23 protein-coding genes are annotated in these 23473 nt (G+C 69.5%); 8 read left to right on the top strand and 15 right to left on the bottom strand.

The features are described 5' to 3' along the window. Window positions 1-140 precede the first annotated feature (140 nt). From FMQ63_RS29640 to FMQ63_RS29615, 6 genes are all read left to right on the top strand, one after another. The gene (locus FMQ63_RS29640) at window positions 141-659 is read left to right on the top strand and encodes an NADH-quinone oxidoreductase subunit C (protein WP_020478794.1); all 519 of its coding nucleotides are present in this window, start codon (window positions 141-143) and stop codon (window positions 657-659) included. A gap of 12 nt (window positions 660-671) precedes the next feature. Next, the gene (gene nuoD, locus FMQ63_RS29635; protein WP_011552796.1) at window positions 672-1919 is read left to right on the top strand and encodes an NADH dehydrogenase (quinone) subunit D; all 1248 of its coding nucleotides are present in this window, start codon (window positions 672-674) and stop codon (window positions 1917-1919) included. Beyond that, entirely contained in the window at window positions 1916-3796 is a 1881-nt protein-coding gene (locus FMQ63_RS29630) for a 2Fe-2S iron-sulfur cluster-binding protein (RefSeq protein WP_020478795.1), read from the top strand. The genes nuoD and FMQ63_RS29630 overlap by 4 nt, the downstream gene beginning before the upstream one ends. Before the next feature lie 2 nt (window positions 3797-3798). After that, the gene (locus FMQ63_RS29625) at window positions 3799-5247 is read left to right on the top strand and encodes a complex I subunit 1 family protein (protein WP_011552794.1); all 1449 of its coding nucleotides are present in this window, start codon (window positions 3799-3801) and stop codon (window positions 5245-5247) included. 42 nt (window positions 5248-5289) lie between these two features. Next, on the top strand, window positions 5290-6054 hold the full coding sequence (locus FMQ63_RS29620) for an NADH-quinone oxidoreductase subunit I (protein ID WP_011552793.1): 765 nt from the start codon (window positions 5290-5292) through the stop codon (window positions 6052-6054). Window positions 6055-6209: 155 nt separating this feature from the next. Then, on the top strand, window positions 6210-6575 hold the full coding sequence (locus tag FMQ63_RS29615) for a ferredoxin (protein WP_020478796.1): 366 nt from the start codon (window positions 6210-6212) through the stop codon (window positions 6573-6575). 1 nt (window position 6576) lies between these two features. On the opposite strand, the gene FMQ63_RS29610 is transcribed toward FMQ63_RS29615, so the two are convergent. Beyond that, window positions 6577-9108, bottom strand: a complete 2532-nt coding sequence (locus FMQ63_RS29610; protein WP_011552790.1) for an adenylate/guanylate cyclase domain-containing protein — start codon at window positions 9106-9108, stop codon at window positions 6577-6579. A 143-nt stretch (window positions 9109-9251) separates the two neighbouring features. Between FMQ63_RS29610 and FMQ63_RS29605 the strand changes: the two genes are divergently transcribed. After that, complete coding sequence (locus FMQ63_RS29605; protein ID WP_216608780.1) at window positions 9252-10103, top strand: hypothetical protein; 852 nt, start codon at window positions 9252-9254, stop codon at window positions 10101-10103. A gap of 25 nt (window positions 10104-10128) precedes the next feature. On the opposite strand, the gene FMQ63_RS29600 is transcribed toward FMQ63_RS29605, so the two are convergent. The 8 genes from FMQ63_RS29600 to FMQ63_RS29565 form a co-directional block, all read right to left on the bottom strand. Further along, window positions 10129-11052, bottom strand: coding sequence for a hypothetical protein (locus tag FMQ63_RS29600; RefSeq protein ID WP_011552788.1), 924 nt, complete (start codon window positions 11050-11052; stop codon window positions 10129-10131). A gap of 111 nt (window positions 11053-11163) precedes the next feature. After that, window positions 11164-11463, bottom strand: a complete 300-nt coding sequence (locus tag FMQ63_RS29595) for a YtxH domain-containing protein (RefSeq protein ID WP_011552787.1) — start codon at window positions 11461-11463, stop codon at window positions 11164-11166. Between the two features lie 40 nt (window positions 11464-11503). Next, on the bottom strand, window positions 11504-11938 hold the full coding sequence (locus FMQ63_RS29590; protein ID WP_011552786.1) for a hypothetical protein: 435 nt from the start codon (window positions 11936-11938) through the stop codon (window positions 11504-11506). A 35-nt stretch (window positions 11939-11973) separates the two neighbouring features. Continuing rightward, window positions 11974-12174, bottom strand: coding sequence for a hypothetical protein (locus FMQ63_RS29585; RefSeq protein WP_026113958.1), 201 nt, complete (start codon window positions 12172-12174; stop codon window positions 11974-11976). Window positions 12175-12212: 38 nt separating this feature from the next. Then, a complete protein-coding gene (locus tag FMQ63_RS29580; RefSeq protein ID WP_011552784.1) occupies window positions 12213-12434 on the bottom strand; it encodes a DUF3618 domain-containing protein in 222 nt (73 codons plus the stop codon). Then, entirely contained in the window at window positions 12424-12885 is a 462-nt protein-coding gene (locus tag FMQ63_RS29575) for a phage holin family protein (protein ID WP_011552783.1), read from the bottom strand. The genes FMQ63_RS29580 and FMQ63_RS29575 overlap by 11 nt, the downstream gene beginning before the upstream one ends. Before the next feature lie 144 nt (window positions 12886-13029). Continuing rightward, the gene (locus FMQ63_RS29570) at window positions 13030-13794 is read right to left on the bottom strand and encodes an endonuclease/exonuclease/phosphatase family protein (protein ID WP_011552782.1); all 765 of its coding nucleotides are present in this window, start codon (window positions 13792-13794) and stop codon (window positions 13030-13032) included. A 17-nt stretch (window positions 13795-13811) separates the two neighbouring features. Continuing rightward, complete coding sequence (locus FMQ63_RS29565) at window positions 13812-14336, bottom strand: hypothetical protein (RefSeq protein WP_043612245.1); 525 nt, start codon at window positions 14334-14336, stop codon at window positions 13812-13814. A 300-nt stretch (window positions 14337-14636) separates the two neighbouring features. Here FMQ63_RS29565 and FMQ63_RS29560 point away from each other — a divergent pair, with 300 nt between their 5' ends. Continuing rightward, the gene (locus tag FMQ63_RS29560; protein WP_011552780.1) at window positions 14637-15626 is read left to right on the top strand and encodes a M23 family metallopeptidase; all 990 of its coding nucleotides are present in this window, start codon (window positions 14637-14639) and stop codon (window positions 15624-15626) included. A gap of 6 nt (window positions 15627-15632) precedes the next feature. Here FMQ63_RS29560 and FMQ63_RS29555 read toward each other — a convergent pair whose 3' ends face one another. The 6 genes from FMQ63_RS29555 to FMQ63_RS29530 all read right to left on the bottom strand — a co-directional run bounded on the left by FMQ63_RS29555 (window position 15633) and on the right by FMQ63_RS29530 (window position 23465). After that, entirely contained in the window at window positions 15633-16415 is a 783-nt protein-coding gene (locus tag FMQ63_RS29555) for an enoyl-CoA hydratase/isomerase family protein (RefSeq protein WP_011552779.1), read from the bottom strand. After that, on the bottom strand, window positions 16364-17065 hold the full coding sequence (locus FMQ63_RS29550; RefSeq protein WP_011552778.1) for a TetR/AcrR family transcriptional regulator: 702 nt from the start codon (window positions 17063-17065) through the stop codon (window positions 16364-16366). The genes FMQ63_RS29555 and FMQ63_RS29550 overlap by 52 nt, the downstream gene beginning before the upstream one ends. Before the next feature lie 108 nt (window positions 17066-17173). Next, window positions 17174-18712 carry a hypothetical protein gene (locus FMQ63_RS29545; RefSeq protein WP_171452247.1) on the bottom strand — a complete coding sequence of 513 codons (1539 nt, stop codon included), beginning with the start codon at window positions 18710-18712 and terminating at the stop codon, window positions 17174-17176. A 162-nt stretch (window positions 18713-18874) separates the two neighbouring features. Further along, window positions 18875-19225, bottom strand: coding sequence for a helix-turn-helix domain-containing protein (locus FMQ63_RS29540; RefSeq protein WP_002634858.1), 351 nt, complete (start codon window positions 19223-19225; stop codon window positions 18875-18877). Window positions 19226-19284: 59 nt separating this feature from the next. Then, a complete protein-coding gene (locus FMQ63_RS29535) occupies window positions 19285-21921 on the bottom strand; it encodes an LPS-assembly protein LptD (protein WP_011552776.1) in 2637 nt (878 codons plus the stop codon). A 47-nt stretch (window positions 21922-21968) separates the two neighbouring features. After that, on the bottom strand, window positions 21969-23465 hold the full coding sequence (locus FMQ63_RS29530; protein ID WP_011552775.1) for an AMIN domain-containing protein: 1497 nt from the start codon (window positions 23463-23465) through the stop codon (window positions 21969-21971). Window positions 23466-23473: the final 8 nt, after the last annotated feature.

The raw sequence follows: 23473 nt of genomic DNA, 5'->3' as shown, positions 1-23473 counted from the left end.
GTTTCGCGCAACGCCCGCTTCTGGGCCTCCTAAGTGGGCTACATGGTTGAGGGTTTACGTTGACGCACCCGCCGAGGGCTCCTTATAAAGCCGCGGATTCTTCTCCCTTAGTCATTGGGGCACCCTTGAGCACTTTCGCGTTGGACAGGGTCTCCGCCCAGCTCCCAGAGGCGGTGGCGGATCGCTACGTGGATCGGACCGGAGGCGCCTGGGCCGTCATCCATGCAGACTCGCTCCCGAAGGTCGCCGCGTTCCTGAAGAACGACCCGGAGCTGGAGTTCAAGCTGTTCGGCTCCATCGACGCCGTGGATCGGCTGCACCTGGCGGAGAACGACCCTCGCTTCGAGGTCGTCTACTTCCTCTACTCCCTCAAGCGGCACGAGCACGTGCGGCTCAAGGTGCGGGTGAGCGAAGCCAACCCGGTGGTGCCCACCCTGGTGCCGCTCTTCCGCGGCGCCAACTGGTGGGAGCGGCTGACCTTCGACTTCTACGGCATCCGCTTCGACGGGCACCCGGACCTGCGCCGCATCCTCCTCTACGACGAGTTCGAGGGGCACCCCCTGCGCAAGGACTACGCGCTGCGTGACCGGCAGCCGCTCATCCCCGAGCGCCCCATCAAGGACATCTTCCGCGGTCCCGGCACCAGCGGGCTCTCCTGAGCGAGGACATCCATGGCTGACACCCTCAAGCCCGAAGCGCCGAACCCCGACACCGACGCGTACGCCCACGAGTCGGAGCTGGACGCCCACCTCCAGACCAAGCGGATGGTCATCAACATGGGCCCCTCCCACCCGGCCACGCACGGCACCGTGCGGCTGAAGGTGGAGCTCGAGGGTGAGACGATCGTCAAGATCGACCCTGAGATTGGCTTCCTGCACCGCGGCTTCCAGAAGAGCTGCGAGAACGTCACGTGGACGCAGTGCCTGCCCTACACGGACCGGCTCAACTACCTGTCCGCGATGATGAACAACTTCGGGTTCCTCAACGCCGTGGAGAAGCTCATCGGCCTGGAGATTCCCGAGCGCGCCCAGTACATCCGCGTCATCGGCTCCGAGCTCCACCGCCTGACGGACCACCTGACGTGCGTGGGCGCCACCGGCCTGGAGATGGGCGGCTTCGCGCCGTTCCTCCTCGCCATGGAGTTCCGCGAGCTGCTCCATGACCGCACCGCCGAGCTGACCGGCGCGCGCCTCACCACCAGCTTCGGCCGCGTGGGTGGCAGCAACCGCGACCTGCCCGAGGGCTGGATTCCCCGCGTCCACAAGACGCTGGACCAGGGACTGGCGCTGCTCGACGAGATGGAAGGCCTGCTGACGAACAACCGCATCTTCGTGGACCGCACGAAGGGCACGGGTGTCATCAGCGCCGAGGACGCCATCGAGTACGGCTACACCGGCCCCGCGCTGCGCGCGTGCGGCGTGGACTACGACATCCGCAAGACGAAGCCCTACTGGGTCTACGACCGGTTCGACTTCGACATCCCGGTGGGCGAGCACGGCGACAACTACGACCGCTACCTGGTCCGGCTCGAGGAGATGCGTCAGTCCATCCGCATCCTGCGCCAGGCCATGGACACCATCCCCGCGGGCCCCATCATCGTGGATGACTGGCGCATCGCGCTGCCGCCCAAGCCCGAGGTCTACGGCACCATCGAAGGCGTGATGTCGCACTTCAAGCTGGTGATGGAGGGCATCCAGGTGCCCGCCGGCGAGGTGTACGACGCCACCGAGGCCTCCAACGGCGAGCTGGGCTGGTACCTGGTGAGCGACGGCCGCGGCCGTCCCTACAAGGTCCACGTTCGCGCCCCGGGCTTCCCGGTGCTCGCGGCCGTCCCCCACATCATCGAAGGCAAGATGCTGGCGGACCTCATCCCTACGTTTGACACCATCAACATGATCGGCGGCGAGGTCGAGCAGTGAGCGACAACGACACGAAGAAGCCCACCGGTGATGCGCAGCCGCCTCCGAAGGGGGCGCCCACGGACACGCCCGCGGCCAAGATTGGCTCGGAGCCGTCCAACCCGCCCGCCGGCGCGAAGCTGGACAACCCGCCCGCCGCCGCCAGCGGCCCCACGGGGACGCCGCCGCCCAAGCCGCCCTCCGGCCCGCCGCCCAAGCCGGCGCCGAAGAACCCGGGGTTCATCACCGCCACCATCGACGGCAAGGAAGTCGTGGTGAAGCCGGGGACGAACATGATCGAGGCGGCCAAGGCGGTCGGCTCGGACATCCCCTACTACTGCTACCACCCGCGCCTCTCCATCGCGGCCAACTGCCGCATCTGCCTCATCGAGGCGTCCAACGCGCCCAAGATGGTGCCCGCGTGCCAGACGCCCATGGCCGAAGGCCAGGTCGTCAAGACGACCACGCCCAAGGTGAAGGAGCAGCAGCGCGCGGTGATGGAGTTCCTGCTGCTGAACCACCCGGTCGACTGCTCCATCTGCGACCAGGCCGGTGAGTGCAAGCTGCAGGACTACTACATGAAGTACGACTACCGGCCCTCGCGCCTGGAGGGCACCAAGGCCCTCAAGAACAAGCGCAAGGTGCTGGGGCCCCGCGTCGTCATCGACCAGGAGCGCTGCATCATGTGCACCCGCTGCGTGCGCGTGATGAACGAGGTGGCCAAGGAGCCGCAGCTGGGCGTGTTCGGCCGCGGCAGCCACGAGCGCATCGACGTGTTCCCGGGCAGCGAGCTGAACAGCAACTACTCGCTCAACACCGTGGACGTGTGCCCGGTGGGCGCGCTGCTCAGCCGCGACTTCCGCTTCAAGGCGCGCGCGTGGTTCCTGTCCGCCACCCCGTCGGTGTGCACCGGCTGCTCGCGCGGCTGCACCACCTACGTGGACTGGATGTCGCAGGACTCGTACCGCTACCGCCCGCGGGAGAACGAGGCCATCAACAAGAGCTGGATGTGCGACGAGGGCCGGCTCACCTACAAGTACCTGAACCTGGGCCGCGTGCTCCAGGCGCAGGTGGGCCGCCGCACCAACCGCGCCGGTGAGGCGGTGCCCGTCACCACGCGCAAGGAAGCGGTCCAGGCCGCGGCCAAGGCGCTGCGCTCGGTGCAGGGCAGCAAGCAGCTGGCGGTGCTGGCCTCGCCCCTGGCCTCCAACGAGGACCTGCTGGCCGGGCTGAACTTCGCCAAGAGCACGCTGGGCGTGTCCACCGTGTACGTGGGCGGCCGTCCTTCGGGCTCCGCCGACCACTTCCTGATGACGGCGGACAAGAACCCCAACCGCAAGGGCCTGGAGCTCATTGCGAAGGGGCTGGGCCTCAAGCTGGAGACCTTCGACGCGCTCACCACCGCGCTGAAGGCGGGAACGGTGAAGGCGCTCTACGCCATCGGCACCGAGGTGCCGGGCAACGTGGACGCCTTCGCGGAGGCCGCGGGTCAGCTGGACGTGTTCGTGGCGCAGGCCTTCACCGAGTCCGCCATCACCGCGCAGGCCACGGTGCTGCTGCCGGCCTCCGTCCCCGTCGAGGACGAGGGCTCGTTCGTGCAGCAGGACGGCATCATCCAGCGCTTCCGCAAGGCGTACCCGCCCAAGGGCGACGTCGTCCCCGGCTGGGAGTGGGTCAGGGAGCTGACGCGCGAGTTGGGTGGCGAGTCCACCTGGAAGCGCGCCGTCGACGTATGGCGCGAGCTGGCTGGCAAGGTGGCCGAGTTCGCGGAGTTCAACTGGGAGAAGGCGTCTCCGGCGGACCGGGAGAAGCCGGGCATCAATCCGCTGCCGGCAGGTGCCGACGGTCGCCCCGCGGGGTACCGTGAGTTCGGCACGCCTCGGGTGAGGGGTATCTAGTCATGAGCCGCGTACTGACGATTCTCGTCGCCATGTTCACCATCGTCTTCCTGATGGCGGGTGGCATGGCGTCGGCCTACCTCGTGGGTGGCCTGGTGGAGGAGCACTGGTTCACTGGCGCGAGCCGGCTGACCAACGTGCTGTTCCTCGTCCTCATCTTCGTGATGGTCATCGCCACGCTGCTGACCATGGCGGAGCGCAAGTGGAGCGCGTTCATCCAGGACCGCATGGGTCCCAACCGCGCCCGCATCGCCCTGCCCGGCCTGAAGAACCGCCCGCTGGGCGGCCTTCCGCACATCCTCACGGACGTGCTGAAGATGCTGACCAAGGAAGACCTGATTCCGGCCGCCGCGAACCGGTTCATGTTCAACCTGGGCCCCATCCTGGCCTTCGCGCCCACCTTCGCCCTGTTCGCCGTGGTGCCCGCCGGTCCGTCGGTGCAGGTGTTCGGCCGCAATGTGGACATGGTGGTGGCCACGCCGGACTTCGGCGCCCTCTACGTGCTCGCCATCGCCTCGCTGGCCGTCTACGGCACCGCGCTGGCCGGCTGGGCCTCCAACAACAAGTTCGGCCTGCTGGGCGGCGTGCGCGCCACCTCGCAGATGATCGCCTACGAGGTCGCGCTCGGCCTGTCCCTGGTCGGCATCTTCCTCACGTTCTCCTCGGTGCAGTTCCCGGCCATCATTGGTGACATCGGCAACGCGCTCACCGGCGGCACCGGACAGGGCCGCTACCTGTGGCGCACGGACGGCGCCTTCGACCTGGGGCTGCCCGCGTGGGGCATCTTCATCCAGCCGCTGGGCTTCCTGCTCTTCTTCGCCGCGTCCTTCGCGGAGACCAAGCGCGCCCCGTTCGACCTGCCGGAAGGCGAGTCGGAGATCATCGGCTACTTCGTTGAGTACTCCGGCATGAAGTTCGGCCTCTTCATGATCTCCGAGTTCGTGGAGGTCGTGGTGCTGGCCGGCGTGACGACAGCGTTCTTCTTCGGCGGCTACCACCTGCCCTTCGGCAACGAGTGGCTGGCCAACCTGCCCATCATGCAGGAGCACGGCTGGCTGCTGGGCACCATCCTGGGCACGGTGTTCTGGCTGAAGGTGCTGTTCCTCATCTGGGTGCAGCTGCTCATCCGCTGGACGTTCCCCCGCTTCCGCTACGACCAGATTCAGTCGCTGGGCTGGAAGATCCTCCTCCCCCTCGGCCTGGTGAACGTGTTCGTGACGGGTGCGCTGGTCCTCTGGGATCCGTCCCTGCGGGCGCTCGCGGTCCTCGGCATCGCGGAGATTGGTATCCTGGTGGTGTTGACCACGACGACGAAGGTCCCCGCAGGCGGTGCGCACGGGGCGCACGCCGGCCATGGTCACGACCACGGACATGGCCACGCCCACGGTGGGCACGGTGCCCATGACCTGCCGGCGCACGCCCACGGCGTGGCCCCGGCCTCCACCCACTAGGCCGCCCCTTTCGGCCCCAGCATCCGGGAATCGAGAACCATCATGGCCTACAAGGTAAGCAAGGACCCTCGCACGGATATCCGCGAGCGGACCTATGTGCCCAACCTGCTCCGCGGCCTGGGCATCACCGCGAAGCACTTCTTCCGCAACCTCTTCGGGACGCGTGACACCAACACGCAGGTGGTGGACCGCACCGGCGCCAGCCTGATGACGACGGTGGCGTACCCCGAGGAGAAGCCCATCTACCCCGAGGGCTACCGCGGCCTGCACCGGCTGGTTCCGCGCGAGGACGGCAAGCCGCGCTGCGTGGCTTGCTACATGTGCGCCACCATCTGCCCGGCGCAGTGCATCTACATCGAGGCGGGTGAGTACGAGGACGAAGCCTCGGACTCCGAGGACCGCGTCATCGAGAAGTACCCCACCCAGTTCGTCATCGACGAGCTGCGGTGCATCGTGTGCGGCCTCTGCGTGGATGCGTGCCCCAAGGACGCCATCCGCATGGACACCTACACGCACACCCCACCCGAGTACACGCGGCAGAACTTCGTCTACGACATTCCGAAGCTGCTCAAGGGCGCGCCGGTGTCCCACCCGTCGGACCCGTGGAACAAGCGCGAGGGCTCCGAGGAGCCGCACCACGTCCACAAGGAAGCGCACACTCGCATCGGCGAGGGCCTGGTGGAGCTGAAGCTGCCGCACGGAGAGCACGGCGGCCACGGCAAGGCGCTGCCCGCGGGGGCCCAGGCGGGCCACCAGGCGGTCGTCACGCAGCAGGGCCCCATCCAGGTGACGAAGTTCATCAAGTGAGTCCAGATTCCCAGTGAGGCCGTAGCGGTCTCACCCGGATTCCCGGCCCGCCCTCCCGCATTGAAGCGGAAGGCGGGCCGGCGCTTTTTCAGGGGGCTGGTGGTGAAGCTGAACCTCTTCAATACGCTTGATGGCGGCCTCCCGGAGACGCCGCCGTGAAGCGCTACCGCTTGTCGGTGTGCAAGGGCTCCAGTTGCAAGGCGGGCGGCGCGGACGCCGTCTACGCCGAGGCCCGGGACGCCCTCTCTGGCCAGGGGTTGGTGCCGCGCTGCGAGCTGTACCGCGGCGGCTGCTACGGCTTCTGCCACATGGGGCCCAACGTCGTCGTCCGTGAGGACACCGGCCGCAAGAGAGACCCGCTCTCTCCCGAGGACTACCAGCTCATGGGCTGGCCGGGAGAGGTGTACTACTCGGCGATGACGACGGAGAAGATGCGCCGCGTGGTGGCGGAGCACATCGCGAAGGACGCCCCCGTGAAGGAGCTCTTCGGCCAGCCGGACTCGGACGACGGCGAGGAATGACTCACGCCGCCGCGGCAGAGGGCTCGCCCTCCTCCATGCCGTGCACGCCGTCCCAGTCCGCGGGCGGCGGCGTGACGAGGAAGCGGGCGCAGCGGCCGGCGTAGAGCGCGGCGACGGTGTCCTGGTACTCGTGGGAAGCGCGCTCGAAGAGCGCATGCGCCTCCGCGAAGCGGCGCTGGTGGTAGGCGGTGAGGGCCTGCTCGTGGAGCGCGAGCTGCTCCTGCATGCGGGGCGTGATTTCTCCGCGGCGCGCCACCAGCTCATGCACGCGCACCGGCTGCGGCCGGCCCTTGAAGCGCACCAGGTCCACCACGCGGAAGACGTAGCTGCCGCTGGCGAGCTGCGCGGTGGTGTCCCCGGCCAGCACGTAGGTGCCGTACACCTTGTTGATGGCCTCCAGCCGCGAGGCCAGCCCCACGGCGTCTCCGAGCACGGTGTAGTTGGACTTCATCTCGCTGCCCAGGTCGCCCACCACCAGCTCCCCGGTGTCCACGGCCGCGCGGAAGCTGAGGCGGCGGCCGTACTTCTTCTCCCAGGCGGACTGGCGCTCGGTCAGCACCTCCCGCATCTTCAGCGCCGCCTCGCAGGCCAGGTGCGCGTGGCGGTCCGTGCGCACCGGCGCGCCCCAGAAGGCCATCACCGAGTCGCCGATGTACTTGTCCACCTGCCCCGCCGTGGACCGCACCACCGCGGAAATCTCGGTGAGGTACGCGTTGAAGAGGCCCACCAGTTGCTCGGGCGGCATGCTTTCCGACAGCCGCGTGAAGCCTTCGATGTCACAGACGTACACGGACATCTTCCGGCGCTCGGGGCGCATCAGGCTCAAGTCTCGCGCCACCAGGCGGGCCACGTCCGGGCTGACGTAGCGGCCGAGCGCGTTGTGCACGAAGTCGCGAATCTGCCGCTCCGTCCCGTAGGCGTAGCGGATGGTGGCGACGAAGGCGCCCACCATGGCCAGCAGCGGCCCGGCCATGGCCACCCACAGCCGCTGTTCGACGAAGACGTACGCGGCTCCGAAGGCGTAGCCCGCGCCCGCCGCCACCAGGAAGCCCACGTAGAGCACGGCGCCGCGCACCGAGCGCAGCAGGAAGCTGAGCGACAGCGCCAGGAAGGCGCCGAGGAAGGCCAGCCCCACCGTGAGGAGCAGGTCCAAATCTGGCGCCGCGCGGGTAATGCCCTCCGAACGGAGGATGTTGGCCAGCGCCTGCCCCAGAATCGCGCCCCCCGGCGTCTCCGGCCCCAGGGGCGTGGAACGCAGGTGTGCGGACTCGCCGGCGGTCCGCGTGAGGACGACGGTGCGGCCTTCCAGGTCATTCTCGAAGCGCGCGGGGCGCTCGTCCGCCACGTCGAAGACGTTGAGGAGCACATTCCACGCGCGGATGGAGCGCGCCAGCGAGCCGCGTGAGCCCCGGCCCGCGTTGGGCGCATCCCAGCGCAGCAGGCTCAGGCCCGAGGCGCTCATCGGGAACGCGTACTGGTCCCCCACGTGCAGCTTGCCGTCCGCGTAGCGAAGCGAGCGCGTACCGGCGAGCCGCATGGCCGCGGCCAGGGGCAGCGACGGCAGGATGTGGCGCTTGCCCCGCACGGTGTAGCTCATGAGGTGCGCCACGGCGCGCACGCGCCCGTCCTGGCCCGCCACGAGCGTGGATGCACCGAACCCCGCGCTGCCGCTCAGCAGCGGCACCACGGGGTGCTGAACCTGGCGCAACTCGATGAGGTTCGCCGCGTCCAGTCCCTCCACCTGCACTTCCGCCAGCGCGACGAAGAGCTCCGTGGGGCCCACGCGGTAGCTGTCATCCGCGGCGCGGCGCTCCTCGATGACGTGCGCGGTGGCGCCCAGGCGCGAGCCCAGCGCCTTGCCGTCCGCTGCGTCCATGGCGCCCCCCCACACCTCCACCTGGCTGCCCGCGGGGATGATGAAGGCGGGACGCTGCGCCGCGAGCACGGCCTGCGCGCGCAGGGAGGCCGCGTCGGACGCGTCGTAGACACCCAGCTTCACGCGGTACGGCCACAGGCGGTTGGCGGGGGGCAGCACCCGGGGGCCCTGCGCTTCCCAGGTGAATGACAGCAGCGCCCGGCCCGGGTCCTTCGCCAACTGCGCGGCGAAGGCCGCGTCATCGCAGGAGAGCGACGCGGGCGAGGCTTCGGCACAGGCGTTGGGGCTCAGGTCCGTGAAGGGCAAGTCCACGAGCACCAGCAGCGCCCCCTCCTGGACCAGCCGGTGCACCATGCGGCCCACGAGCTGGCGCGGCCAGGGCTGCGTGGCGACGCCAGGGCGCACATCCTGGCGGGCCTCGGCCAGCGTCTCGTCGTCGATGGCGATGACGACGGCCTCGTCGGGACGCTCGGAGCGCTCTCCCAGTTCCCGCACGCGCCAGTCGTAGGTGACACGCTCCCAGCCTTCCAGCCAGGCCTGCGCGGCATCCACCGCCGCGGAGGGGACCCAGGCCGACGGCGGGTCCTTGGGCGGCACGATGCCTGTGGGGCGCAGGTACACGAGCAGCCCCAGCACGCCGCCGAAGAGGAGGGCCATCAACAGGGAGACGCCAAGCCGCTTCAGGAAGCGCCGGCCTGCGGAGTGAACGCGGTGACCTTGCACGGGTGGTCCGGAGGATACCCCGAGATGGGCCCGCGCGCGGTCGTCGTTGCGGGGGTGCCTGCTATGCTCGTGTTCCCATGAAACGCACCCTGGTGTCCGCGGCGCTCGCCGCCTCCTCCCTCGCCTTCCTGGCTTGCGACCTGGATCAGCTCACCGCCGACCACGTCATGGTCGGCACGTTGCTCTCCACCCCGGAGGTGGAGGTCTCCGCTTCCGCGTTGGCCGGCTATGACGCGGGCACCTTCAGCCCGGACGGTGGCGACGTGCTCGCCCTGCCCGCGCAGACGGCCGCCATCGTCTTCTTTGGCAGCAAGACGGGTGAGAACTCGCAGCCCTCCGGCCTGGCGGGGGCCGACATCACGGTGCAGCCGGTGGGTGGCGAGGCCACGGCGCTCGCGGACGAGGGCTCCGGCAACTACCGCCGCACCAGCGTGGGCGCGTCCAACTTCACCTACCAGCCTGGCGCCACCTACCAGTTCATCGCGAACCGGGGTGGCACGCGCTACGTGGGACAGGTGGACGACGCGCCGATGAAGGAGACCATCGCCGCGCTGCACCCGCCCGAAGGCTTCCTGCGCATCGACGCGAGCACGCCCCTGTCCTTCGACCGGCCGGCGCCCCCGGCGAATACGGACCGCACGCTGGGCTTCGTCACCGTCGTGCCCCTGAGCGCCGAGGGCGCGCAGGGCGAGCCGACGTACACCAACCTGCCCTCCACGCCGGTCCAGTTCCTCCAACTGGTGGGCCTGCCGGGCCCGTACCGTGAGGCCCGCGTGACGATTCCGGGCACCGCATTCCCCCAGCGCGAGCAGACCTACCTGGTCATCTTCCACGCCGTGCGAATGGGCGGCGCCGAATCCGGCAACCTGTTCCTCGGCAGCGCGCTGCTGGCGGGCACCGCCGAGGTGGGCGTCGTACGCACGCGCTAGGACGGACCTTCCGGCGCGAGGCGCGTCAGCCCACTTCGATGTCCAGCCCGATGCGCCCTTCCAGCTTGAGGCGCAGCAGGTGCCCCGCGAAGCGCTCGGACTCCTCGCGGGAGAGGACGTTGCGGAAGGCGGTCCCGTCCGCGACCTCCACCTCCAGCACCACGCCCCGCTGAAGCAGCCGGAAGAAGTCCTCGCCTCCCGAAGGGCGCGAAACGAACACGGGGAGGAAGCCCTTCAGCGGCACCACCTCCCCTGCCCCCCGCACGCGCGACTCCAACCCCACCGCGTCCGGACGCACTTCGTCCGCGGCCACGCCCGCGTCTGCATAGAGCGGCGCGGGCGGCAGCGACACGTCCTCGGTCGCGTCATCCAGCAGGAAGCCGTACCGGGACGGAATCCTGGCCGCGAACAGGAAGCACAGCAGCACGGGCGTGTCTCCGGACACGCGCTCCAGATGGAGAATCGCGCGTTCCGTCCCCACACGGCGCAGCAGCAACGTCAGGGATGGGCGGCTCGCGCTCAGGTAGCGCTGGACGCGGTCCTTGAGCGTGGCACGAATCTCCGCGAAGGCCTCGGCATGCTTCGCCTCGCTCTCCGTCTCTCGCCGGGCAAGCGCGTCGCGGGCCTGCGTCAGCTTGTCCTCCGCGTCCCGCAGGAAGTCCCCTGGAGCGGCGGGCGGAGTCACCAGCGCGGGCTCGGCGCCCGACGAAGGTGTCAGCCCCGCGGCGCGCACCGCGCCCAACAGGAACGAGCCCTGCTGCTCCAGCCGCTCGCGCTCCTCACGGAAGCGCAGGCGCGACGCCGCGTGCTCCACCTGGAGCTCCAGCCACGCCTCATACCCGGACTCCAGCGTCTCCAGCGCGCGCAGCCGCGCCAGCGCCGCGTCCGGGCTCACGCCCTCGCTGGCCCCGGCGTGCTTCACCATCCCACCCTGCGTCGTCTCGCTCACGGCCGTGGACTCTAACCGGCTCCAAACGGGAAGGCCCCCACCCGCGGCCGTTGCCGGCGCGAATGGAGGCCCCTGGCCCCGTCCAGGGCCGCGTGCGGCGGATGCCGCGAATCAGGCGGTGCGGGACACGGTGCCCTGCGGGCCCGTCTGCGCCGCGCCCTCGGAGGAGCGGCCGACCGCGTTGGACAGGTACTCCTGGCCGCTGTGCAGGCGCTGACGGAGGTCATCGCGCAGCTGGTTGCCCGACTTGGGCGCCAGCAGCAGGCCCAGGCCCGCGCCCACGAGGATGCCCGCGGCGAAGGCGCCCACGACGGGCAGGAGCGTGTCCACCGTGTCCCGACGCGTCTCCAGGCCCACCAGGTGCAGCAGGTCGTCCTTGTCCAGCTTCTTGAGGTTGTTGAAGTTCACCATTTGAGACTCCGGGGGTTGTGGGGTGGAGGAAAGCCCGGCCTCAGTACGTCGGCGGGCGAGGAGTGCCTGCGGAAGTGGCGTTCGCCGCGGCGGAGCCCTGCGGGCCCGGACCAGCCATACCACGTCCAGTCTGATAGCCCTGGAAGGCCGATTCGGCCATGCCCAACAGTTCATCCTTGACCAGTGGCAGCGCCGCGAGGCGCACACCGAGCCGGAGGATGCGCGCCGTCAGCGGCGTGAAGAGCCCGCCGCCCAGCAGATAGCCGACGCCCACGGCGGCCGCCATCATCCCGTACGGGTTGCGCTCCACGCGCCCCCGCAGGTCCAGCGTCTGCCCCAAGTCCGTCACCGCGCCGCGCGCGTCGGACCAGAGCTGCTGCGCGTCGCTGCCAATGTGGTCCACTCGCTGCCCGAAGCCGCCGCCCTGCGGGTCCTGCGGCGTGCCATTGCCCGATGCACCTGGAAACGTCGTCATGCGTTCACCCTCTCGTGTGGTTCCAGCGCGCGTCTTCAGCGGCGCGAGGCAATGCGTCCGACGAGGAAACCCACGGCCACGGCGCCCAGCAGGCACGTGCCGGGATTGGCGCGGATGAAGCTCACCACGCGGTTGTTCAGGTCCACGATGTTCTGACGGGCCTCGTCTATCTGCGGCACCACGCGGTCCTGAAGCTCACGCGCCCTGTCGGCCATCTGCTGCGGATTCATCTCCATCGAAGCCATCTCCTCAATTGGGGGTACTACGGCAGTCGTCAGTCGCGCGAGCCCAACCACAGGCCCACCACGAACGCCGCGCCTACACACGCGTAGGGATTGCGGCTCACCCACTGGCGCCAGTCGGCGGCCACGGCCACTTCTTCGCGAAGGGCACTCACGGACGTGGCCAGCTCGGCGCGCGTGCGCTCGATTTCGGCACGCAGGTCCGCGCTGCTGCGGGGACTGTAGGCCTTGGGCTGTCCATTGCTACCGGCCATGCGGGGGCTCCTTGAAGATTTCACGGTTCGTCCCCTGGAGCGCGTTCACGGATGCGCTGGGGGCGGCGTTGGTGAGCGCGGCCATGCTGAGCGAGAGCTCCTGCGACGTATCATCCATCATCCGGCGCGCCTTCAGCCGGTTCACCGCCCACATCGCTCCGCCCGCGCCTCCCACCAGATTCAGCAGGCCGATTCCAGCCAGCGCTCCGGCCCATCCCAACCACGTGGACAGCCACGCCGCCAGCGCCGCGCACACGAAGCCATAACCCACGAGGATGAAGGGCACGAAGGCCACGATCATCGCCACGTCCAGGCCCGTGGCCTTGACGTCCTCGGCCAGCTCCATGCGCGCCAGTTGCAGGTGCTGCGTCACCAGCCGGCTGAAGCCGTCGGCCATGCGCCCGACGAGCGCAGAAATCCCGCGCTCTGCCTGTTCACTTCCCACGTGCATGCGCTCTCCGGCCGACGCATACGGCCTCTCAAGTGCGGGCCAACCTAGGCATGCACCTGTTCCGCGACAACCACGTCACGGAGTTTTTGTCCGGCGCACGCAAGCGTCGGCCAGTGAACGCGCGCGTCGGCCCATCCGTCCAGTCTACCCGATGAGCTGCACAGGAGGAGAGACGGAAGGCTCCACGGGGATGGGGGCCTCGAAGCGCAGCACGAGGGGCAGGTGATCAGACGCCACCCGGCTCAACTCCGTGCGGTGCGGATGGATGGACAGCGGGCGCACGCCCGCGTCCACGAAGATGCGGTCCAGCCGCAGCAGGGGCAGGCGCGTGGGGTACGTGCGAGCGGGCGCGCCGAGCTCCAGCGCCGCGTCGTGGATGGCCTGGCGCACCAGCGAGGGCACCGGGCCATTGCCCCAGTAGTTGAAATCTCCACACACCACCAACGGGTCCTTCCGCGCGGCATCGCGGAGGATGTCCGAGGACAACAGCAGCGCCTCCTGCCTGCGCCGCTCCCCCAGGCGCAGGCCCAGATGGAGGGAGAAGACGTGGAGTTGCAGCCCTCCCCCGATGTCCAAGTCGCAGCGTAGCGCGCCGCGAGGCTCGCGGCGGCCCACGCTCAAGTCGTAGTTCCTCGACTTGACGATGGGCAGCCGCGACAGGATGGCGTTGCCGTAGCGCCGGCCGTTGCGCACGACATTGGGACCAAAGGCCATGTGCAGCCCGAGCATGTCCGCCAGGTGTTCGGGCTGGTCCTCCCGAGGCGTCACCGCGCGAAAGTCGCCTACCTCCTGAAGAGCGACGATGTCCGCGTCCACTTCGCGGAGCACCGCGCCCACGCGGCCCAGGTCGAAGCGGCCGTCCGTTCCGATACCACTATGGATGTTGTACGAAACGAGCCTCAGCTCCACGCGCGTCGCTCACCCAATCAGGACAGAGGAAGGATGCGGCCCGCGGCCATGCGGACGAGCGTGACGGGCAGCAGGATGAGCCGGGACACGGCCTTGACGGCGTCGCCCAGGCCACCCCGCAGGGCCTGGAACTGGTGCTGCGCCTCCTCGCGAATCTCCGGCAGCCGCCCGCGCGGTGGCTGCTCGCGCGTGGGCGGCAGCGCGCCAATCGGCGCCGTTCCTCCCACGACGGGCGCGGAGGTCGTGCGCGCCTTGCCCTTCGACGTGCCACGTGCCGCCTTGAATTCCGGGCCGTGGGAGAACTTGGCGTCGGGCTCGGGCCGCGCCAGTTCCTCCATCTGCGCCTCCATCTGATGCGCGATGTAGAGTTCTTCCGTCTCCGCGAAGCGCTTGCCGTAGTGAACGCCCTCGTGGCTCTCCATGGCCTCGGGATGCGCCTTGGAATGGGCCAGCCGCGCCTTGTCCTGCCGACGCAGGCTTCGCTTCGGCGCCGGCAGCGTCTTCGGAACCTGGTAGTGGTCAAAGCTATAGGGACGAGGCATCCGCGAATCTCCCAATCAACGGGTCCGTTCAGAAGCTAGGAAGCCCCCAGTCCCCCGGGTACGCCTTGACGGTATGCGCCCTGGTGGCCCGCCTGCCCGGCGGCCAGGCAGGCTGCGTGCGGACACGATGCGTCGTCCAAGTACCGACAACCTCTGGCGTCGGCTCCGCGCAGAGGAGGCATGCGGCCCTCATCCCACCCAGGCGACAAGCCGAGCGCTTTCGAGGGACGGAGCAGGCGTCCGGCGGCTCACCACCACACTCAGGGAAGAGTTGCGCGCGACGTGGTGTAAAAACGGCCCATGCCTTCGCACGCACCCGGCCGGAAGTATTCCAAAGCCCCTTTCCTGCTGCTCGCCCTGCTCGCACTTGGAGCAAAGGCTGGTGCGGCCGAAACCGCCTCGGTCCCCGTGCGAACGTCCAGCGAGGACACTTCCCTGGAGGCCCCTCCCCAGCTGACGCTGCACCCCGGCGCAGCCAAGCCGGGAGATCCGGTGCTGGTGACGGTGAGCGGCATGACGGCGCCGCCCACCGGCACGCTCGCTGGACGCGCGCTGCGCTTCTTCCCCTGGGGCAATGGCTATCTGGCCGTCTCCGGCCTGCCGGTGGAGACGACGCCCGGCGCGGCGCAGGTGACGGCAATGGGCCCCGTCACGCCGGGCGCACCGCAGGTGGAGCTGACGGGCACGCTGGACGTCGTGGAGTCCGGCTACCCGTCTCGCGAGCTGCGCGTGGCCGGCAAGTACGTGAAGCCGCCCGCGTCGGTGCGCAAGCGCATGGCCGCGGACCGCCGCGCCTTCGCGGAAGCCTTCGCCCAGGACTTCAGCGCGCCGCACTTCGCGCAGAACTTCGTGTGGCCGAGGGCGGACCGCATCACCGCGCCCTTCGGCGACCGCCGCACCTTCAACGGAAAGCTGTCCAGTCAGCACTTCGGCGTGGACATCGACGGGGACCCGGGCACGCCCGTGCAGGCCGCCAACGACGGCACGGTGGTGATGGCGCGCGACAACTACGCGGCGGGCAACACCGTGCTGGTGCACCACGGTGCGGGGCTCTACACGGCGTACTTCCACCTGTCCCGCATCGACGTGAAGACGGGCACCCAGGTGAAACAAGGCCAGCTGTTGGGCACGGTGGGCAGCACCGGCCGCGTCACCGGCCCGCACCTGCACTGGGGCGTGAAGGTGGACGGGCTGTGGGTGGACGGTGAGCGCCTGCTGAAGCTGGACTTCTTCCCGCACCTGCCGCCCAGCGTCGCCCGGGGCGGCAACACCGAGCTGGGCACGCCGTAACCGGCGTCAGCGGTCGTTCCACTTCGGGGGACGCTTCTCCAGGAACGCGGAGATGCCCTCCCCCGCGTCGTCCGCCAGCACGTTCAGAGACAGCTGCGAGGCCAGGTACTCCAGCGCGGCGGGCAGCGGCAGGTCCTCGGCGGTGAAGAAGGCACGGCGCCCCAACGCCAGCACCGCCTGGCTCTTTCCCGCCAGCTTTCCCGCGAGCGTGCCCACCGCGGCGTCCAGCTCCGCGGCCGGCACCACGCGGTTGAGCAGCCCCAACGTCAGCGCCTCGCGCGCGGGCAGCCGGTCTCCGGTGAGCACCAGCTCCAGCGCACGCTTGCGGCCCAGGTGACGCTGGAGCAGCGCCATCATCATCATCGGGAAGAGGCCCACGTCGATTTCGGGCGTGCCCAGGTCCGCGCCCTCCACGGCGACGGCCAGGTCACACGCGAGCACCAGCCCCAGGCCACCCGCCAGCGCGTGCCCGTTGACGCGCGCCACGGTGGGCTTGCGCAGCTCCTGGAAGCGCGCCAGCAGCCGCCCATAGGAACGGCGGCCCTCGTGCGTGGACAGGAAGCCCTCGTCACCGGCCAGGGTTCCCAGGTCCCCGCCCGCGCAGAAGACCTTCTCACCGGCGCCCGTCAGCACCACCACGCGCACCGAGGTGTCGGATTCGGCCCGCTCCAGCGCGGCCATCAGCTCGCGCACCACCGCCGGGGACAAGGCGTTGCGGGCCTTGGGCCGGTCAATGGTCAGGAGCGCTTGGGTGCCTTGGACTTCGTAGCGGACTTCTCCGGCTTCCATTCGGACACCTCCGCTGCCTGGGCACCCGTGAGGACGCCGTAAAGGAAGGAGTCGGCAATCTGCGACTTCGCCCGCTCCAGGGCGTCGGGGTCGCGCGCGTCGGCCAGCCCCACGACGAAGGCGGTGAGCGCCATTTCGATGTTGCCGAAGAGGAGCGCGGAGGCCAGGTGCGGGTCCAACCCCGGCCGCAGCTCGCCCCGCTCCTGCGCGGCGTTGAAGAGCGCCGAGCTGAGCCGGATGGCATCCACGAAGGCCGTCTGCCGGTTGATGCGCGAGCCCGCCGGGCTGCGCGCAATCTCCAGGATGAGCACCTTCACCGCGCGCGGATCCACCCGGTAGGCCTCGAAGGCCACCTCGACGATGCCGCGGACCTTCTCCGCCAGGGGGCCTTCGCCCTCCACCACCGCGCGCACGCGCGTGACGAAGCCGCTCCAGCCAGTGTCGAACACCGTCTCGAGCAGCTCATCCTTGTTCTTGAAGTAGTGGTAGACGAGCCCGTACGCGACGCCGGCCTCCTTCGCCACGTCCGCGATGCGGCAGCCGTGGTAGCCCTTGCGCGCGAACACGTCGATGGCCGCGCGGAGGATGGTGCGGCGGCGCTCGCTTTCGCGCGTGCCACTCTCCGCCGCCGGCTTGCTCTGCTGACCCACGGTTGTCCTCCACCGGCGGGTGATTCGCCAGTCAACCAGCGGAGAACCTACGGAGGGCGGGCCCTGGGGTCAATGCCTTCGTGGGCCCGCCCGGCGAAACGACGGAGGCTACTCCACGGTGCCCCGGACGACGGGTCCCTGGACGATGGCCTCGTGGCCCTCCAGCTGTGCCGCCGTGTACTTGCAGATGGGCGTCACCCTCCAATCAACCGGGGGGTTGAAGACCGGCGGCGGGGGGCCTTCGGCGGGCGGCTCGTGCGCATCGCTGACCAGGTACGTCTCGAAGTTGAAGGACGGGTAGGTCAGCGCGATGCCCGTGTTGGCCGGGGACACCGTGACGGGGCCGGACGCTCCGCCACTGCAACCGTCATTGCCGCTGTTCTGGGCCATGCGGTTGTACCAGGGGTCGGAGACGATGAACGAAATCGAGATGCCACCGAAGTGGTTGATGAGCGGCGGCGGCGCGTTGGGCGGCGGGTCGAGCTGCCGCTGCGTCTGGTCCTTGTCCAGCCCGTGGGGCATGCCCGTCCAGAGGATGCGCTCCTGCACCCAGATGAGCGTGCTGGCGTCGTGCTGGCCATTCTTGCCCGTCCAGCGACCGTCGCCGTTGGTGTCCACGTAGCGCTCGCCCGGGTCCCACGTGCCGTTGTCGTTGTTGTCGACGAAGGGCTCGGTCAGGTCCTCGAACGGCTCGCCCGTGTCCCAGACACCGTTGTTGTTGAGGTCGTCGAAGGCCTCCTCACCGCTGGTGATGGCAATCAGCGAGACCAGGTTATCACGCGGGTTGAGGACGATGCCGGGGCGGATGGGGTCCGGACGGCGCGGCTCCGGACGGTCCTGCTGGGGCTGCGGGGCGTTGCCGTAGGCGGCAATGGGGTTCTCGTCCCAGAGGAAGGGGTGCATCCACAGCGGCGCCAGGTACTCGCCCGTGTGGGTCGCGTCCTTCTGCGGGCTCCAGGTGAAGATGCCCGGCTCCACGTCCTGCGGCAGCGGCAGGGACGTCTTGTAGAGGACCTCCGCGTTGCCCACCACGTCGGTGACGGACACGGCGCTGGGACCGATGGTGCCCGCCTCCGTGAGGAAGGACACCTGGGCACCCACCACGCCGTCACCGTTTCGATCACCCACATGGGCGATGCACCGGACCTTCACGCCCGCGATGAGGGCGCGCGTCTCGTCCCAGGCGCCGACGGCGTGGTGCAGACCGGAGCCGTCACCCGAGAACGAGCCGCACTGGAAGGTGAACTGACGCGAGTTCGAGTTGGTTCCCGCGAAGCTGACCACCGGCGAGACGGCCCGCTTCATCTCGGCACCCGTGCCGGCGGTGGCGATGACCACGGCGGAGGCCACCCGGCCGCCGCGCGCCGTCATCTGCACGGACACGATGCCGTCACCCGTGTTGGTGACACCCTCGGTGGGCGACAGCTCGACGCCCGGAACGGGGGACTCCAGCGTGAAGGACACCGGCGTACCCGCCTGCGGCTGGCCTCGGGAGTCCACCGCGCGGAAGCGCAGCGTGGTGATTTCTCCCAGTCGCGGCTGAGCCGGTGACTGGTCCACGAATTCAAGTGTGGCGGGGGCCGACGGCGAGCATGCGACAAACAGCAGGCTCGCGAAGGCCACCCACGGGGCCAGACCCGGACGCATCAGTGGAAACTCCTTGAGAAGGCGATGAAGGAAGCGGGCTGTACGCGAGCAGCGCACAGCGCATCTTCCGCATCTTCCCGGGCCACCTACCGTCCAGTCAAGGACAGGACAGGTGGACCGGCGCCCTCTTGCGTCCAGGGCCTGGAATCCCAGGGGGCAACGTCAGGCGGCGGTGCCGCTGAACATCACCCGGGCCACGCCCAGCAGACGGTCCACGTCCCGGGCGGTGAGGCCACGGGCGCGCGCGAAGTCAGACAGGGGCCGCAGGAGGTCCTCCGTCTGAGCAAGGGTCTGCTCCGTTCCCGTGAAGAGCTCGCCCAGGCTCACGCCCAGGGCGTTGGCCAGGGCCGCCAGCGTCTCCACATGGGGGACACGCTCGCCACGCTCGATCATGGAAAGGAACGACACGCTGATCTGCGCCCGCTCCGCGAGCTCTTCCTGCGTCCAGCGCTCCGGCCGCTGTGTCCGAAGCTCGCGGATGCGCTGCCCAATTCGTTTTCCGAGGTCCGACACGAAGTACTTCTCCTGGCTGTTTCGGGGTTGGAGGAACCACCACCCACCGCTGGTGATTCCTAGCCTCCGGAACCAAAGGATCCGAAATCCGCCACAATGAGGTTGATGCCGGAGAATTCCAGCCCCAAATCTCGCCGCGACGTCACCACCCCTTCTACCCGCCAACAGTCGCATGCAGGCCCATACGAGAGGCCGAACGTCTGCTGAGCAAGAGGGCGATTTTCTCGAGTTATTGGATCCTGGTAAAGCGGTTGCACAATTGCTTCGTACCGCACTCCCAGCCCAAATCCGAGCTTCAAACGCGTACCCGCGATGAGGGCTTGAGCCCGTTCGGCCGGAGGGAAGCCGGGCTCTACTCGGGATAGTCCGCCTACCAAGGTATCCAGCGAGCGGCGGAGCACATCGGGCCCCACGGAACGGGGATCCGCGCCGCGGTTGAGCGCATCTCCCCCGGTCCACAGCAGGTCGTCGAAGCGCGCGTACACGGCGTGCCCCTTGCCGTTGTCGACATTCACCTCCGCGGAGAGACCAGAGATGCGGCCCGCGTTGGGGTCGTAGCGAACGGTGCCCGCGGCCGTGAAGATTCCGGCGGTGGCGCTGAGGCGGGCGAAGGTGTCGCGTAGCACGGGCCCCGGATCGTCCACCTTCCCCGCCGCGGGCACGTGTCGGGTGAGGTCGAAGCCCTGTCCGATGCGCAGGCGCAGCGGCTCGCGGATGTCGTTGCCACGCTTGAAGCGCAGCGTCTGGTCCACGGCGAGCACCGCGTGGAGGAAGCCCCGGGTGCGGCCGTCGCTCTGGAACGGCACCGCGGCATCCACTTCGTCATAGGGGCGGGCCAGGTTCTCCCCGGAGGCCCCGGCCGAGGGAAGACGGCCCCACCCGCCCGGCACGTAGCGCAGCTCCAGCGAGGGGGTGATGGCATGGCGGAAGCTCGTCTCACGGCCCTCGAAGACGCGCGCCACCTGGCTTTCGAGCAGCAACCCAGCGATGGGGTACCCCCGCTGCCACGTCCGGCCCGACACCTCGCCCAGCCACACGTCCTGGCGCATTCCCAGCGACGGCGACACGCGCATCAGACTGCCCAGACCGAAGGACGTCGACAGGCGTGGGAAGAAGTCCACGCGGTCGCGGGCTTCGCGGTCGTTCGAATTGAAGATGCCATCAGACTGCGTGGTGTCCGCGGGAAACGGCCACCCGGCAGAGCCGAACGGGACATGGAACCCGTCGGCCCGGAAGATGCCGTCGATCCCCTCGTCGCCGTACCCGCCTCGCAGGGGCGCGAGCCGCAGGTACTGAACCGACAGGCCCCCCATGATTCCGCCCAGCACGGGCCGCTCCGGCAGGGCCAGGGTGATGGCCGGCAAGCGTTGGAACGTGTTGGGGCCTTTCAGGTCCGGGCGCGCCGGGTCCGTGGCCGCCGGGATGCGGTTGTCCTGGAAGAAGCGGTACCCCCACCGGATGTCCTGGCGCAGCGCCACGTCGAGGCCCGCATAGAGGTCGTCCTGGCGTTGGAACACCGTCCCCGTGCTGCGCAGGTAGGTGAACTCGCGGGTGATGAGGTCGGCCGTGAGGTCACGGGTGTAGTTGCCATCGGAGACGAACGAAGCATCGACGCGGTTGTGCCACCCTCCCCCCATGTCCTGGGTGTGTTGCCAGGACGCCTCGCCCCGGAGTCCTCGCCGCTCATCGACGAACTCAGGCGAGGCGACACCGTCCTCCGTCCGCCGGTAGAACATGAAGCTGCGCGGATCCCGGATGGGCCGGAGGTCGTAGAGGAACCCCAGCGTCGCCCGTCCCCGGGTCCGTTCGCTGGGCGCATAACGGAACTCGGTGAGCAGGCGCGGCCCCTTCACGCCCAGGTAGCGCGGCTCCCGAACCTGCTCGGTGGCGCCGGGAACGGTATGCAGTTCGTAGCCGCCGCTGAAGTACCCTGGCGTGAGCGTCACGTCGTAGCTCTGCCCCAGTGTGATGAAGAGGGGCTGCTCCAGGGAGAAGCCATTGAGCGAGGAGAAGGTGGGCTTGGGCAGCAGCAGGCCGGTGCGCCGCTGGGACAGCGGCATGTAGAGCCACGGCAGCGCGAACACGGGCACGGACTTCACGTACACCACGGGCAGCGTCATCGTGGCGCGCTCGCCCAGGACGACGGTGGCCGACGAGGCCTCCATGCGCCAGCCAGGCTCACCCGGGCTGCAGTTGCACGGCGTGAAGGCCAGGTCCTCCACGAGGAAGGTGTTCTCCCCCGTCCGGCGGATGCGCGAGCCGCTCATGAGGAGGGGCGTCTCCCCCATGGCCCGCAGCTCCTGGGGCGTCTTCGCCGTGAACAGGGCCTCCTGGGTGACGCCCTGCTTCTGCATGAAGAGGCCGCCCTCGAGGTTCGCCTCGTAGGTGCGCACATCCATCTTCGCGGTGTCGGCGACCGCGGCCAGGCCGCTGGGGCCCACGAACATCACACCGCCCGAGGCGGTGACGAGCTGGTTCACCTCGTCGTACGTCACCTCGTCGGCGCGAAGCTGCATCGTCTCCGTGCGCAGCACGGCGTTGCCGCGCGCGGTGACGACCTTCGTGTCCGCTTCGTAGACGACCAGGTCCGCAGCCAGCTGCGCCGTCTCACCGTTGGGCAAAGCCAACGGGGTGGCGAGTGGCACCTGCGACGTGGAGACCAGCAGCGCGGCGGCGAGCGGAACGAAGAAGCTCATTCAGGGGTGCAGGGTATGCCGCGCCCAGGCCGAGCGGCCCGCTCTTTTCACCGGCCTGTGCGCTGGAAGTCCAATGAAATGACGTTGCCCTCCTGGCGGGCCTGGAACGGCGCGGACTGCCGGAGCTGGATGGTGATGCGCACATCCCGCCCGGACGCGCTCGGGTCCACCCGGAGCACCGGCGTCGCGAAGTAGGACGTGTCCAGCGGCAGCGTGTTGTTGCTGGCGTCCACGCGGGTGTTCTCCAGCTCCAACACCACGGAGCGCCCCCGCTCCGACACGGAGTAGCTGACCGGCTCGTTGGTGCGGATGAACACGCGCGAGGCCCCCGACTGCTGCTGGAAACCGACCAGCGTCAGCGTCTTGCGACGCGAGGACACCGAGGCCTCCGAACCGGAGCTACTCGGCCGGGAGGGCTCCACCGCCTGATTCTGGCGGCTCTCCCGAGACGCACGAGCCTCAGCCTGACGCTGACGGCGCTCCTCGGCGGCGGCCTCCTGCTGGGCCCGGCGCTCCTCCGCCGCGGCCTGCGCGGCGGCACGACGCTCCTCGGCGGCGGACTGCTGAGCGGCCTTCCGCTGCTCGGCCTCGGCCCGGGCCGCGGCCTTGCGTCGCTCCTGCTCCTCGGCGGCGGCCTGCTGCTGGGCCCGGCGCTCGTCTGCGGCGGCCTGGGCGGACGCGCGCGCGGCCTCCTCCTGGCGACGCTTCTCCTCCGCCGCCGATTGAGCGGACGCCTTCGCCGACTCTTCCTGGCGCCGCTTCTCGTCGGCGGCGGCCTGCGCCGAGGCACGCGAAGCCTCCTCCTGGCGCTTGCGCTCCGCCTCGGCCCGAGCCTGCTCCTCCTGCTGACGCTGAGAGGCGGCCCGAGCCTCCTCCTGACGCCTCGCCTCGGCCTCCGCGTCACGCTTCGCGGCAGCGGCGGCTTCGGCGGAAGCCCTCTCCTGGGCCTCACGCTCGGCGCGCGCCGCGGCGGCGGCATCCGCGGCGGCCTTCTCCTGGGCCTGACGCTCCGCCGCGGCGGCCGCGGCGGCATCCGCGGCGCTGCTTCCCGCCTGGGGCTTCTCGGTACCCGGCGCCTGCGCCACGGCTTGACCTCCGCCGCCCGCGACGCGGACGACGAGCTGGTTGCCCTGGGCCTGGATGTCCGCCTCCACCTCGCGCTCGTAGCCGATGAGCACGCGCGCGATGGATGACGCCTCGGAGCCATAGCTGGCGGTGCGGATGGCCGTCACCGTGCCATTGCCCACCTGGATTTCCTCGGGCACCTCGGAGAAGACGGCCTCGGAGATGTCGATGACGAGCCGCGGCGGGTCCGTCATGGTGAACGTGGTGAAGTTGGCCTTCTGCGAGCCGGAGATGGTCACCGTCCCACCGTTCACCTGCACCGCGGTGATGGTGTTCAGGTTCGTGGCCGGCGCCTGCGCGAGCGCCACGAAGGGCACGAGCACCACACCGAGCAGCCACGCGGCAAACGGCTTCATCGACCACACCCCTTCACGTTGACAGAAGAGCGTGGAGGCTATCACGCACCAGCATGCCTCCAACTTTCCGT

The organism is Myxococcus sp. CA005 (assembly GCF_006518205.1).
In the GTDB taxonomy this organism is placed as follows: domain Bacteria; phylum Myxococcota; class Myxococcia; order Myxococcales; family Myxococcaceae; genus Myxococcus; species Myxococcus xanthus.
This window is presented reverse-complemented; position numbering and strand designations above follow the sequence as displayed.